Here is a 13,307-nt window from a genome sequence, read left to right as displayed (position 1 = left end):
ACTTAGTCGGTTAATTCATTGAATAACAAGAGCGCGCCTTCGGTCACGACTTGGTCGCCGTCGCGGAGATTGGCTTTGATGTAGCTGTATTTGGAGGTGCTTTTGATGACTTCTACGGGGACGGATTGGTAATTGCCCTTGCCTTTGTCGAGAATGACAAAGTAGCGATCTTCGCTAAAAATGACCGATTTAGGATTGACTGCCAACAGTTTTTCTGGTTTTTCGATGTGCAGTTTTACCGTACAAAACATATCGGGTTTGAGCAAGCCCCCTGGATTCTGAAGCACTACCCGTGCTTGCAGCACTTTACTGTCGTTGTCAATAACCTGACTGATGTTATCGATGCGGCCTTGGAACACACGGTCGGGATACGCAAGGGTACTGATATTTACTTCTTGACCTACTTTGACGGCCTGAATATCAGACTCATAAATATTGATAAGCACCCACACATCCGAAAGGTTTGAAATCGTGAAGAGGCTGTTGCCGTTGTCGGGGCGAATTTGCATATTGGGGTTGATGTTACGCTCTACAATGTAGCCACTTACGGGTGCCGAAACGGTAAAAATGGGCTGGCTGTTGGCCGAAGTTCCGCCGTACATTTTTAGCACTTGGCTAGAACGTTCAAGTTCTGATGACGCGATTTCGAGTTGTTTGCGGGCATTGACCAAGTCATTTTCTGACGAAAACTTGGTTTTGTACAACTGTTCTACGTTGTCGGCGTTGCGCTTGGCAATGTCGTAGTTCGATTTGGCGGTGTTATAATCCTTCACAAATTGACTGACGTCTGCGCTTTGAAGTTTGGCCAATACTTGCCCTTTTTTGACAAAAGCCCCCAACTCGGCATTGACATCCAGTACATTCCCGCTAACCATTGGATACACACGATCCACTTGTTTTTGGTCAAACGATACTTGCCCCGTAAACTGTAGTTCTTGTTCGTAGTTGCGGAGTTGGACTGTATCGGTACGAAACGCCGAGCCCATGTCTTTGGTCTTGGGTTCCTCGTTTTTTTGTTCGCTTTGGCACGAGAGGAGAACGAATGCGGGTAAACACAGTACCCACAACAGTAACTTGGTTTTCATTGGTATGATAGAATTGAGAGTTAAAACACCTTAGAATTGGTGACGTAGTTAAGTTGTTGCTGTGCTTGATATAGACGATTCGAGCTATCAATTAGCATCATTTGGGCATCTTTATAAGCCCTGATTTTGTCAATAAAACTCACCAAATCAATCACCCGACGGGTGTAGTCTTCGGTAGCGTTTTTAGAAATATCTTGGATACTTTGGAGGTATTCGGGTGTGATTTTGGCTTGTAACTGCGTGGCTTGGTTGTATTGTTGAAATGCGTTCACTACCTCTTGTTCTACCTGAATCCCCACGGCGTTGCGGCTTTCTTTGGCTTGGTCAATACCCCAGCGAGCGGCTTGGATATTGCCTTGGTTTTTGTTACGAATGGGTAAATCAATCAAGGCTTGTACTCCTACGTAATTGGGGAATGGTCCACCTACGTGTTGGTAATCAGCACCCAAGGTAAGGTTAGGCGTAGCGAGGGCTTTTTGGTAGGTGAAGTTGCGTTGATTGTAAGTGACCTGTTGATCGGCGAGTTGCAAATCGGGGCGTTGCGCGAGCGCTTGGTTGACCAAATCGTTCAGAGGTTGCGCCGTTTTTGAGGCAGTCATTTCCGTAACGGGAATAATATACGTCGTTCCGTTTACCGCTAATAAAGTTCGCAATGTAGCTTCGTCTTGGCTGATTTGGGCGTGTAAGTCGGTGAGGTCGCTTTCCCAATTTTTTTGTTCCAATTCAAGGCGTGTCACTTCGTAAGGAGCAATGACGCCTAATTTGAGCTGAGCCCGAAATGCTTCCAGAAGCGAGGCAAGCTGCTGACCTTGCAATTGGAGCATGGTTAGTTTTTGTTGGTTGGTAGCCAAATTCCCGAATGCCTGTGCCAACTGAAAACGAACGTTTCGCATAAGGTCTTGAAAAGCTGATTGTTGGAGCGAAATGTTGGTTTCGGCCAACTGAACGAGTTTGCTTCTTAGCTTCACCAAGCTCACAATTTGCTGTACCTGAACGTTGACGACTCCGCCCGTTGGGTTGTACAAATCGTTGTTGCGACCGTACGGAAGCAGTTTGTTGCTGTACCCATTGTAGAGGTTGGTTTCTACAAATAAGTTGGGATTATACCAAAGCTTGGCTTGTTCTTTGGCAGCTTCGGCTACATTGACGTTGTATTTTTGAGCCAATAACACAAAGTTTTTTTGGATAAACTGTTGCTCGGCTTGGGGCAAAGAAAGGCGCAACGAGTCGGATTGGGCGTGAACGGGGCGTGCGCTTAAAGTCACCATCGTGATGGCAAAAAGCAATGGAACAATACGCATAGCTAGATAAAATGTAAATGAAAAATAGAGCGTTAGGCTGTTAATAAGTTGACTGTACAAATGTCGGTGGGTGTTATTAAAGGAGTTTAAAAGTTAGATTAAAACGCAGTTAAATAGCAACTAGGAAGCGCTACCCTTTCGATATACGAGTATTAATGTTTAAACTAAATATTTCCCTTTTGAACGTTTGAAACTTTTTAGGGGTTACTCCAACTTTTCCTTCATTAGAATTGTTACTCAAACACAAGGGTTTATGGACTCTTTGTTGTAATTTTGCAGACTTTTTCGGATGTATTACGGGAATCATTCTCGTCCTTACCTAGATAACAAACACTTATTATGCTTACAATCACGGATTTACAAGCGTCGGTTGACGACAAGGCGATTTTGAAAGGAATCAATTTGGAAATCAAAGCAGGCGAAGTCCATGCGATAATGGGGCCAAACGGCTCTGGTAAAAGTACCTTAGCTTCGGTTTTGGCGGGGCGGGAAGAATATGAAGTAACAGGCGGTAGCGTTGATTTTGACGGAGAAGATTTGCTAGAAATGTCGCCTGAAGAAAGAGCGGCTGCGGGTATTTTCTTGGCCTTTCAATATCCTGTAGAAATTCCAGGGGTAACGACTATCAACTTCCTGAAAACGGCCCTCAACGAAATCCGCAAATCACGCGGAGAGGAGTCATTGGATGCAGCGCAGTTCTTGAAATTGATGCGTGAAAAAGCCAAATTGGTAAACATCGACGACTCATTGTTGAAACGTTCGTTGAACGAAGGTTTCTCAGGTGGTGAGAAAAAACGTAATGAGATTTTCCAAATGGCGATGTTAGAGCCAAAATTAGCGATTTTGGATGAGACCGATTCAGGGTTGGACATCGACGCGCTTCGTATCGTGGCCGAAGGTGTAAACAAGTTGCGCTCGCCAGAAAACGCAGTAATCGTAGTGACGCACTACCAACGTTTGCTCGACTACATCGTGCCTGATTACGTACACGTATTGTACAAAGGTCGTATCGTAAAATCAGGACCAAAAGAATTGGCGCTTGAGTTGGAAGAAAAAGGATACGACTGGATTAAGGCAGAAGTAGCGGCAACGATGTAGCCTTAAAATTTAAAAATAATTCGTATGACTACTATCATAGAATTGAGGGCAGAAGAGCTTGATTATCAGTTTTTTAAAGGGCTGAAGTCGATGTATAAAAATCGTAAGATTCGTTTGACTATTGATAGTGAAATGGACGAAACAGATTATCTGCTTTCAACTACTGCCAATCGCAATGCTCTTGAAAAGTCATTGGAAGAAGCGAGAAAAGGAGAAAAAATTGTCATAGAATTAGGTGAATTGAGTAAATGAGAAATATTGCATTTACTCCTACGGCTTTCGGCCAGTTTAATGATTGGAGAAGTATAAACAAAAAAATACAGGATCGTATCATTAAATTACTGGAAGAAATTCAAAGAAATCCTTTCGAAGGAACTGGTAAACCAGAACCTCTTAAACACAATCTTAAAGGGTGTTGGTCGAGAAGGATAGATGATGAACATCGTTTGGTATATCAAGTTACCAACGATGAGATAATTATCATCAGCTGTAAGTTTCATTATTGAGTTGTAAAAATTCAAACATGGATTTGTCAAAAAACATAGATTTAAAAGAACAACTCGTTGCCAATTTTCAAGCGACCGAAGGGCGTCTCAACGGCGAAACCAAATCGGCGGTGCATCAGACGCGTCGTGCGGCAATGCAAAATTTTGAGACGTTGGGATTCCCAACTATCAAGCACGAGGAGTGGAAATATAGCAACGTCAGCAATTTAATAAAGCAGGCGTTTGACTTTAACGTCAAAACGGAGTTCGGGGAAAATGAACTTGCTACCCTTTCAATTCCTAATTTGGAAGGAAACGTTTTGTACTTTATCAACGGCATTTATAATGCGGAACTGTCGAACATTGTTTCGCCTGAAAGCCAACTGCAAATTTTGAACTTTGGCCAAGCGGTAAAAGAAAATCCGACTTTGTTGGAAACGTATTTTGCCCAATATGCCAATTACCAAAACGAAGCTTTTACGGCCCTTAATACCGCCTTTGCCCACGACGGTGTTGTCATCAACGTGCCTGCGGGAAAAGTAGTAGAACAGCCCATTATCTTGCGTTTTATCACCGATGCCCGCAGTATCAACGTGGCTTCACAGCCCCGTAACTTGGTGGTGGTTGGTAAAAATGCCGAAGTGAAAATCGCCGAAGCGTTCCGTACGCTGGGAGAGAATGGCGCATTTACAAACACCGTGACCGAAATTGTGGTGGAAGAAAATGCCAACGTTCAATACTACAAAGTACAGAATGATACCGAAAAGTCGTATCATGTGGGTACTACGCAAGTATGCCAAAAGCAAAATAGCCATTTCTACGCCGTAACAGTAACCATCAATGGTGGGTTTGTCAGAAACAACCTCAACATTGTGTTGGATGGGCAAAATTGTGAGGCGTTTATGTATGGCTTGTATTTCCCGAACGGAAAACAACACGTAGATAACCATACATTGGTGGACCATGCACAGCCAAATTCGTACAGTAATGAGTTGTACAAAGGGATTTTGAAAGATAAATCAACGGGTGTTTTCAACGGGAAGATTTTTGTACGTGATGGAGCCAGTAAAACCAACGCGTACCAATCGTGCCGTAACGTGGTGCTTTCGGATGAGGCTATCATGAATACTAAGCCACAGTTGGAAATTTTTAACGATGACGTAAAGTGTTCGCACGGAACGACAACGGGTAAACTCAACGATGAAGCTTTGTTTTACATGCGCTCGCGTGGGATTCCTAAGGCTGAAGCACAGACGTTGTTGATGTATGCTTTCTGTGAGGATGTCATTAGCCAAATCAAAATTGGAGCTATCAAAGAATACCTCGAAGGACTGATTGCTGAGAAATTGTCGCAATAGTCAAGCATTTGATGGATAAACATTATAAAAAAATCCCCGTTGGCAAACGGGGATTTTTTGTTGCTAAACATTGGCTAACTATGACCTGACCCCGTCGGGTCACCCGTTTGTCCCCGATTTTTTTGTTGAATTGAGGTTATGTAAGCTTCGGTAAATGCTTTAATAGATACGCAATGTTTTTAAAGCAAAACGTTAATCATAACTACACCCCGTGAAAATCGTTTTTTTAGATGCCCGTACACTAGGAGATATTCCTAACCTTGTTAAATTGTCTGAGCTAGGCGAAGTCGTTTTTTACCCCGATACCCAACTCGATGAAGTAGCCTCGCGGATAGAGGCGGCTGAAGTCGTGATTACCAACAAAGTCAAAGTGGTTCGTCAAACGATGGAGAACTCGCCGTCGTTGAAGCTGATTTGTGTGGCAGCCACGGGAATGAATAACGTTGACTTGGTCGCAGCCAAGGAGTTGGGGATACAAATAAAGAACGTAAAAGGATACTCAACTGACAGCGTAGCCCAAGAAACCATGGCGTTGTTGTTGGCCTTGCTCAACTCGACAGCCTATTACGATGCGTACGTAAAATCAGGGGAATATTCGAAAGAACGAATGTTTACGCACCTTGGTCGGCCTTATTGGGAGCTGCGGGGGAAACGTTTTGGAATTTTGGGGCTGGGCGAAATTGGCCGCCAAGTTGCGCAGATCGCAACGGCGTTTGGTTGTGAAATCGTATATTATTCCGCTTCGGGACAAACGTATGATGTCCCTTATGCTTCACTTCCGTTGGACGAGTTTTTGGCGACGTGCGACGTGCTTTCGGTACATGCGCCGCTCAACGAACATACCGATAATTTACTTACCTACGAGCGTATAGCCCAAATGAAACCTACGGCTTTGTTGCTCAATACAAGTCGGGGAGGTATTATAAATGAAGCAGATTTGGTACGGGCACTCGATGATGATTTGATTGCGGGCGCAGCCATTGATGTATTTACCCAAGAACCCATTCCCGCTACACACTTCTATTTACAAGCTAAAAATCCAGAAAAACTATTGCTCGCCCCTCACATAGCTTGGTCGAGTATCGAAGCTAGAATTCGCCTTATGGATAAGGTTGCCGAGAATATTCAGACGTATTTGGCGGGGAAATGAGGCAACAGTGCTTAGAGGGGCAAATTATTGCTCCAGAGGAGCTACATCTTAATAGAAAAAATTAAGCAAATCTGCAAGAAAGCCCTGTCGGGGTGGCATCTTCAACTGAGTGTGTCACCCCGATGGGGCTTTTTCTTGCAGAAAATCTTTGTAGAAACAAAGATTTCGCCTCTACCGAGGCTACTTTGAATTTCTACAAAGGTTTCACCTCTACCGAGGCTGCTTTGAATTTCTACAAAGGTTTCGCCTCTACCGAGGCTGCTTTGAATTTCTACAAAGGTTTCGTCTCTACCGAGGCTGCTTTGAATTCCTACAAAGATTTCGCCTCTACCGAGGCTACTTTGAATTCCTACAAAGATTTCGCCTCTACCGAGGCTACTTTGAATTCCTACAAAGGTTTTGCCTCTACCGAGGCTACTTTGAATTCCTAAAAAACTTTTGATGTACTTAACAGTGCGTTTAAACTGATGAATATACCAACTTTACTTTATTCCCAATCCATCATACACCACTTGCATAATGGCCGTGCGGACATTGAGCGACGAAAGCTTATTGTTGTCGCGGGTGGGATAGACACGGTTTGACAAAAATACGTAATTGAGGTTGTATGCAGGGTCGTTCCAAATCATAATGCCCGTAAAACCCGTGTGTCCGTAGCTTTGCGGACTGGCGCTTTTGGGTGCATTGCCGTTGTAAACGCGGCTAGGTTTGTCAAAACCAATTCCTCGGCGTGATTCTGGGAACTGATAACGCGTAAATTCATTCATGGTCTTTTCCGAAATGAACGATTCGCCGCCATAGCTGCCTTTTTGGAGGAACAATTGCGTTACTTTCATCAAATCATTGGCATTTCCAAACAAGCCTGCGTGACCACTTACGCCATTCAACATGGCCGCTGCTTCGTCGTGTACGCGCCCGTGAACGAGTGTTTGTCGGAAAAAAGTATCCCGTTCCGTAGGAGCGATTTGGCTTAGTTTGTTGAAACGAAGCGGGTTGAAAGTAAGGCTATTAGCCCCGATTTTCCGATAAACGTTCGACTTTAAATAATCTTCAAATTCGATGCCCGTGAGGTTTTTCACTACTTGCGGATAAAGCATAAACGACAAGTCGGAATACACGTACTCCTTTTTTTCGTTGAGGGCTGAATTTTTGAGCGAAGCAAACAGTTTGTTATGGTATTTTTTGTGCAACCAAAGGCTGTCCGTAATCTGCACGGTATAAGCGCCGTGTGCTTCTTTACCCCAGCGGAACGTGCGAGGTTTCCATTTGCCATTGGGCTTGCGGCAATCGCGCCAGAAGTTAATAAAGGCTTTCAGACCTGCTTGGTGGGTGAGTACTTGTCGCCAAACTAAGTCGGCTTTGTTCGATTTTTTCAAGAACGGCAGATAGTCTTTCATCGTCCCGTCTAAGTTGAACTTACCTTCGCTGTGCAATTTGGCTAATGCAAGGGTAGAGGCCGCAATTTTGGTAACCGAAGCAAAATCATAGAGCCCCCCAACCCCCGATGGGGACAAATTTGTAGCTCCCGCATTGGGGATTAAGGAGCCATAACTTTTTCGATAAAATACTTTGCCATCTTTGGCCAATTGCACCACCATACTCGGCGCCGCCTTTTGGGCGATGGCATTGTTGGCAATGGAGTCGATTTTGAAAGAAAGCCACTTGCTATCCAAGCCCACTTCTTCGGGAATGGTGTATTTTAGCCGACCAATCGCAGGCGTTTCGATGCCTGTTCCGTACGGAAATTGGGTATTGACCGATACGGGAAGTTTGCCTTTGGCAGGAATAGCGCCGAAAATCAATTGGGCCGACAATTCTTCCGTAAATGGCGTTAGCTGATAGGCCATGATTAAACCTTTGGCCTTGCCAATGTCCTGTAGTTTGTTGAGTGCGTAAACGTTTCCAAATACCGTAATGACCGAATTTCCGTTGGCCGCAAGTTCTTTTACCCAAGCTGCGGTGGTGGGCGTAATGCCATAGTTGGTGCCTGGGCGAATGTTGTTCAAATGCGCACCTACCAGTACAATATCGTAACTTTTGAGGGCGGCTCGAATGCTACCTTGAAGGCTGTCAGGTGTTTTTGGGTGAATGACGTAATGGTCGATGTTGGTGTAAAGTGACAATGTTTTTTGGAACGTGGTGAGTTCTCCCGTAAAAGCAGTTTCGTTGCGGGTGCCAAGGGCAATGACCCCATCTTTGGTGACGGTGGTAATGGCAGGAGCGTCGGTCAATGAAATAGAGGCAATACTTACTTTATCTAAATCTTTGATGGGGAGGACGTTGTCGTTGTTTTTGAGAACGGTCAGCGCATTTTCGGTCAACTGGCGATTGATAAGTTCTGATTGTTTATCGTTGATGTCTTCAATCAGATTTTGGGTTTTAATAGGGGTAAACTTGTCGAGACCCACCCACGCTTTTGCCGCTAATACTTTTTTGACCCGTGCGTCAATCTCCGCTTGAGAGATGCGTCCTTCGGCCACGGCTTTTTTGATTTCGGCAATGGCCGCAGGTACATTGGGACTAAACTCTAACACGTCCATGCCTGCTTCTAAACCTTTGGCATCGCCCAAGCCGTTGGGGAAATACTTTGTAAGCCCTTTCATGTTCATGGCGTCCGAGTAAATCAGGCCATTGAATTTGAGTTGGTCGCGGAGCAGCCCCGTTACGATGGGTTTTGAAAGCGTAGAAGGTACGTTTTTGGCCGTATCCAACACTGGAATGGCCAAGTGTGCCATCATGATTCCGTCAGCTCCTTGTTCAATCAGTTTACGGAATGGATACAGCTCCACTGAGTCGAGGCGGGCGCGGTTATGAGGAATAACGGGCAGGTCGTAGTGTGAGTCCACGCCCGTATCGCCGTGGCCAGGAAAGTGCTTGAGCGAACTCAAAATGCCGCCGTCTTGCATTCCTTTCATGTAGGCGAAGCTTTTTTCGTACACTTCCTGTGGGTTTTCGCCAAATGAACGGAAGTTGATGACAGGGTTGTTGGCGTTGTTGTTGACATCGACCGAAGGTGCAAAATTGATGTGCACCCCCAAACGGCGTTTTTGAGCGGCAAGGAGTTTTCCCATTTTATAAATCAGCTCGTCGTTGCCCTGAATCGCCCCCATCGTCATTTGGTATGGAAAACGTACTGAACTATCGAGGCGCATGGCAAGTCCCCACTCGGAATCCATGGCGACCAATAATGGTACTTTGGAAATCGACTGATAATAGTTCGTCAACTGTGCTTGCTGAACTGGGCCGCCTTGGAAGAAAATCACGCCGCCTACTTTGTAATCTCTAATATACTTTGCTACCACACGCGGGTTGGTAAAAGTCGTATCAATGATCACACGACTTGGGTTGTTTGGGTATCCGTGCGCTGCGACCATGATGAGTTGGGCAATGCGCTCGTCGGCGGTAAGGCTATTAAAGACTGAGTCAACCCAACGTTGATTTGGGTTTTGGAGAAAAGGCGGGGTAGTTTGTTGGGCGAAACTGGTTTGAACCAATAAAAAAGCTAGAAAGAATAGGAACAGCAAGCGTTTCATGTGTGAAGTGCGTATTTTTTGGCAAAGGTATAGAAAAGGTCGAAAAACTGCTGAAAGTTTGATATTCTCACCAAAATGTAACTAATTCGTATTACAACCTATTTAGGATTCAATGGCTTTACGTCGTCTTTATCACCGTTATCAGCGCTTCAAGATAAAATTGCTCCATTCGTTACACAATTTTTTTGAGCAATTTTCTCTGTACGTAGGGCTTGTAACAGCCGTTGTAATGGCCTATGACTTGGGGTTTCGACACGTTTCTAAGCCCGTTTTTTTTTCGAGTGTTTATTTGCTTTTTTTGAGCACTTTTACCGTGGCTTTTACCCTGCGTACGTTGCTGTTTCCGAGCAAAAGCAACCTGAGTAATGCGCTGCGGCTGCTCTTGATTATCGTGCTGTTATTTGTTTGTGGCTATAAATTTAATCACCTCAAACATGCGTTTGCACCCCATTCGTGGATGAACGTGGGCAGCTTGGCTATTTGTGGATTTTTATTGCTTTTTGATGTTTCACGCAAGGTGCTGTCGCTCTATTCTCAGCGCTTTAATCCTGCTCTATCATTCATTCTTAGTTTTTTATTGTTGGCCTTGATTGGAGCGGGGCTGCTCATGCTGCCTCGGGCTACGGTTCATGGAATTAGCTTTGTCGATGCCCTCTTTACGTCGGTAAGTGCGGTATGTGTGACGGGCTTATCGACGGTGGATGTGGCCGTAGAATTTACCCGTTTGGGTAAGATTATCTTGCTAATATTGATTCAACTGGGTGGGCTGGGGATGCTGTCATTTACCAGCTTTTTTGGGTATCTGTACCAAGGTGGTTTTTCGATTGAAAATCAGTTGTTTCTAAAAGATATTGCCACTTCCGACCGAATAGGGGATGTGTTTAGAACGTTGATGAAAATCATTTTAATAACGTTGGCCATTGAGCTGATTGGCGCCGTCTTTATTTATTTTATGCTTGAGAATAATGCCTTTTTCGTAACAAGTGGGCAGCGTTTCAGGTTCGCTATTTTTCACAGTATTTCAGCTTTTTGTAATGCGGGTTTTTCAATTGTTCCAAACGGGCTTTTAAATGACTTTCTGCGGCAAGATTTGGGCTTTCAGTGGGTATTAATTGTCTTAATCGTTCTGGGAGGAATAGGGTTTAGTATTATCGACGACGTGTATTTATTCTTAAAACATTACCTTCGTCAGTTGTATTATTGGGTTCGTTACAAAGAAAAAATGCACCATTTGTCGCGTTTACTAAGCATCAATACTCGCTTGGTTTTGGTTTTGACGACGGTACTAATCTTCTTCGGAGCCTTGTCATTTTGGTGGAGTGAAGCCAGTGGAGTATTGCTTCAACACCCCAGTTTTGTTGATAAAATCACTACATCCATTTTTGCTGCGGTAACCCCTCGAACGGCAGGTTTTGCCTCTTTTGATTTGGAGGAAATTTCGCCCGCAACAGTGTTGATTTTTCTCCTTTTGATGTGGATTGGAGCTTCGCCAGGTTCAACAGGAGGGGGGATTAAAACCACCACCTTTGCCGTTGCGTTGCTTAATGTGTTTAGTTTGGCCCGTGGAAAAGAACACGTAGAGGTACTTCGGCGTCGTATTCCAACTGAGTCGGTAAGAAGGGCATTTGCCATTATGACGCTTTCTTTATTGTTTATTGGCCCAGCTATCTTAATCATCACCGTATTAGAACCAGATAAACCGCTCATTGGGGTCGCTTTTGAATGTTTTTCTGCTTTCAGTACGGCAGGACTCAGCCTTAATCTTACGCCTCTTTTTGGGGATGCCACCAAAATAGTACTAATTGTTCTCATGTTTATCGGTCGGATTGGGACGTTTACATTGTTTGTGGCTTTTGTTCAACGTACCAAAGCGCGCAACTATCAGTATCCCAACGAAAACGTTTTTATAAATTAGAATACCATGAAGTTTTTTGTAGCTGGTCTTGGAAATTTTGGTTCTACCCTCAGTATTCGGCTTACGGACATGGGGCACGAAGTGATTGGCGCTGATATTAGCCTCACAAAGGTAGAATCGCTCAAAAATAGAATTACGCATACCGTTTGTATGGACTGCACAGACGCGACCAACCTCCACACCGTCCCCCTGAAAGAAATGGATGTGGTAGTGGTGGCTATTGGCGAAGACTTTGCAGCATCAGTGCTGATTACGGCGTTGCTGAAACAACAAAATGTAAAAAAACTCATAAGTCGAGCTTTCAACGATGTGCATCGAACGGTGATTGAAGCCTTGGGCGTGGACGAAATTCTTTTTCCCGAAGAAGATGCCGCCGAACGGGTCGCCAATAAGTTAACCCTGCCTTTGGTTGATAATTCGGTGCAGATTTGTGATAATTCGTCGATGATGGAGCTGTCGATTCCCCAAAAGTTTTATTATCAAAAATTATCTGAAACGGAACTGGCGCAGGCCAAAGAGCTAAAAGTAGTAGCGTACGTGCAGGTTAAAAATGAAAAAAGCCTCTGGGGAAATACCCGAAAAATTAAAAAGCTCAACCTAGATATTGACGCCGAAACCGAACTGCGGCCAGGAGATCGTCTCATTATTATTGGTAATGTGAAGGAGTTGAAGAAAATTTTAAATCGATGATGAAATAATCGCCAAAGAATTATAAAAAACACCAACGGTTATTTTTATAATTACGCTTGCTGTGTACTTTCCCCATTGACTACATTCGTTTGGCATACTGCCACCAATTTCAAAACTGACGACAGGTCAGGCCATGTATCATTTTATTTCGGGATATACTGCCAAAATAGCAGGCACAGAAATGGGCATCAAAGAACCGCAAGCGACTTTTTCGGCTTGTTTTGGAGCGGCTTTTTTACCACTTCACCCAACGCGTTATGCTGATTTGTTGGGTAAAAAAATTAACCAACACCAAGTAAACGTTTGGCTTATCAACACGGGCTGGACGGGTGGTGGCTATGGCGAAGGTGAGCGTATAAAACTGGCCTATACGCGGGCAATGATAACGGCGGTATTAAAAGGCGATTTGGAAGAGGTAAACTACGTGAAACACCCGATTTTTGGCTTTGAAATGCCCGAAACGTGCCCAAATGTGCCTAGCGAATTGCTTAACCCACGTGCGACTTGGAACGATGCTGAAGCTTATGACCACGCAGCTTTGTACCTTGCCGATTTGTTTCGCAGTAACTTTGCTAAATACAGCGATTACGCAAGTCCGCAAATCTTGGCGGGGGCGCCGTTGGTCTAACGATTTTCTTTCTCTTTTTTAATTCCCAAAGCCCTCAGAAATTCCGCTGAGGGCTTTTTTGTGG

11 protein-coding genes and 1 pseudogene are annotated in these 13,307 nt (G+C 44.3%); 9 read left to right on the top strand and 3 right to left on the bottom strand.

Annotation, left to right across the window (positions count from 1 at the left end; all coding sequences use genetic code 11):
• Positions 1-2: 2 nt before the first annotated feature.
• Positions 3-1,085 (bottom strand): efflux RND transporter periplasmic adaptor subunit, encoded by a 1,083-nt coding sequence (locus AC23P2_RS22570; RefSeq protein ID WP_487775304.1) that lies wholly within the window; start codon positions 1,083-1,085, stop codon positions 3-5.
• Positions 1,086-1,105: 20 nt separating this feature from the next.
• Complete coding sequence (locus tag AC23P2_RS22565; protein WP_487775303.1) at positions 1,106-2,386, bottom strand: TolC family protein; 1,281 nt, start codon at positions 2,384-2,386, stop codon at positions 1,106-1,108.
• A 339-nt stretch (positions 2,387-2,725) separates the two neighbouring features.
• Here AC23P2_RS22565 and sufC point away from each other — a divergent pair, with 339 nt between their 5' ends.
• The 6 genes from sufC to AC23P2_RS22535 all read left to right on the top strand — a co-directional run bounded on the left by sufC (position 2,726) and on the right by AC23P2_RS22535 (position 6,908).
• On the top strand, positions 2,726-3,484 hold the full coding sequence (gene sufC / locus AC23P2_RS22560) for a Fe-S cluster assembly ATPase SufC (protein WP_028527244.1): 759 nt from the start codon (positions 2,726-2,728) through the stop codon (positions 3,482-3,484).
• A gap of 24 nt (positions 3,485-3,508) precedes the next feature.
• Positions 3,509-3,736, top strand: coding sequence for a hypothetical protein (locus AC23P2_RS22555; RefSeq protein WP_487775302.1), 228 nt, complete (start codon positions 3,509-3,511; stop codon positions 3,734-3,736).
• Complete coding sequence (locus tag AC23P2_RS22550) at positions 3,733-3,990, top strand: Txe/YoeB family addiction module toxin (RefSeq protein WP_028527243.1); 258 nt, start codon at positions 3,733-3,735, stop codon at positions 3,988-3,990. Before AC23P2_RS22555 ends, AC23P2_RS22550 begins: the two co-directional genes overlap by 4 nt.
• Positions 3,991-4,007: 17 nt before the next feature.
• Positions 4,008-5,327: a Fe-S cluster assembly protein SufD gene (gene sufD / locus AC23P2_RS22545; protein ID WP_487775301.1), complete on the top strand. Its 1,320-nt coding sequence runs from the start codon at positions 4,008-4,010 to the stop codon at positions 5,325-5,327.
• Positions 5,328-5,538: 211 nt separating this feature from the next.
• Positions 5,539-6,477 carry a D-2-hydroxyacid dehydrogenase gene (locus AC23P2_RS22540; protein WP_487775300.1) on the top strand — a complete coding sequence of 313 codons (939 nt, stop codon included), beginning with the start codon at positions 5,539-5,541 and terminating at the stop codon, positions 6,475-6,477.
• A 92-nt stretch (positions 6,478-6,569) separates the two neighbouring features.
• Positions 6,570-6,908: a hypothetical protein gene (locus tag AC23P2_RS22535; protein ID WP_487775299.1), complete on the top strand. Its 339-nt coding sequence runs from the start codon at positions 6,570-6,572 to the stop codon at positions 6,906-6,908.
• Between the two features lie 51 nt (positions 6,909-6,959).
• Here AC23P2_RS22535 and AC23P2_RS22530 read toward each other — a convergent pair whose 3' ends face one another.
• Positions 6,960-10,010: a serine hydrolase domain-containing protein gene (locus tag AC23P2_RS22530; RefSeq protein ID WP_487775298.1), complete on the bottom strand. Its 3,051-nt coding sequence runs from the start codon at positions 10,008-10,010 to the stop codon at positions 6,960-6,962.
• Positions 10,011-10,122: 112 nt separating this feature from the next.
• Between AC23P2_RS22530 and AC23P2_RS22525 the strand changes: the two genes are divergently transcribed.
• The 3 genes and pseudogenes from AC23P2_RS22525 to AC23P2_RS22515 all read left to right on the top strand — a co-directional run.
• The gene (locus tag AC23P2_RS22525; protein ID WP_487775297.1) at positions 10,123-11,925 is read left to right on the top strand and encodes a TrkH family potassium uptake protein; all 1,803 of its coding nucleotides are present in this window, start codon (positions 10,123-10,125) and stop codon (positions 11,923-11,925) included.
• Positions 11,926-11,931: 6 nt separating this feature from the next.
• On the top strand, positions 11,932-12,615 hold the full coding sequence (locus AC23P2_RS22520; protein ID WP_487775296.1) for a potassium channel family protein: 684 nt from the start codon (positions 11,932-11,934) through the stop codon (positions 12,613-12,615).
• Between the two features lie 85 nt (positions 12,616-12,700).
• Positions 12,701-13,243, top strand: a pseudogene (locus AC23P2_RS22515) (phosphoenolpyruvate carboxykinase (ATP)); the annotation flags it as partial.
• Positions 13,244-13,307: the final 64 nt, after the last annotated feature.

The sequence above is a fragment of the Runella sp. R0.1_18 genome (assembly GCF_057652155.1).
Note: the sequence above shows the minus strand (reverse complement) of the source record. Positions and strands in the feature narration are given on the sequence as shown.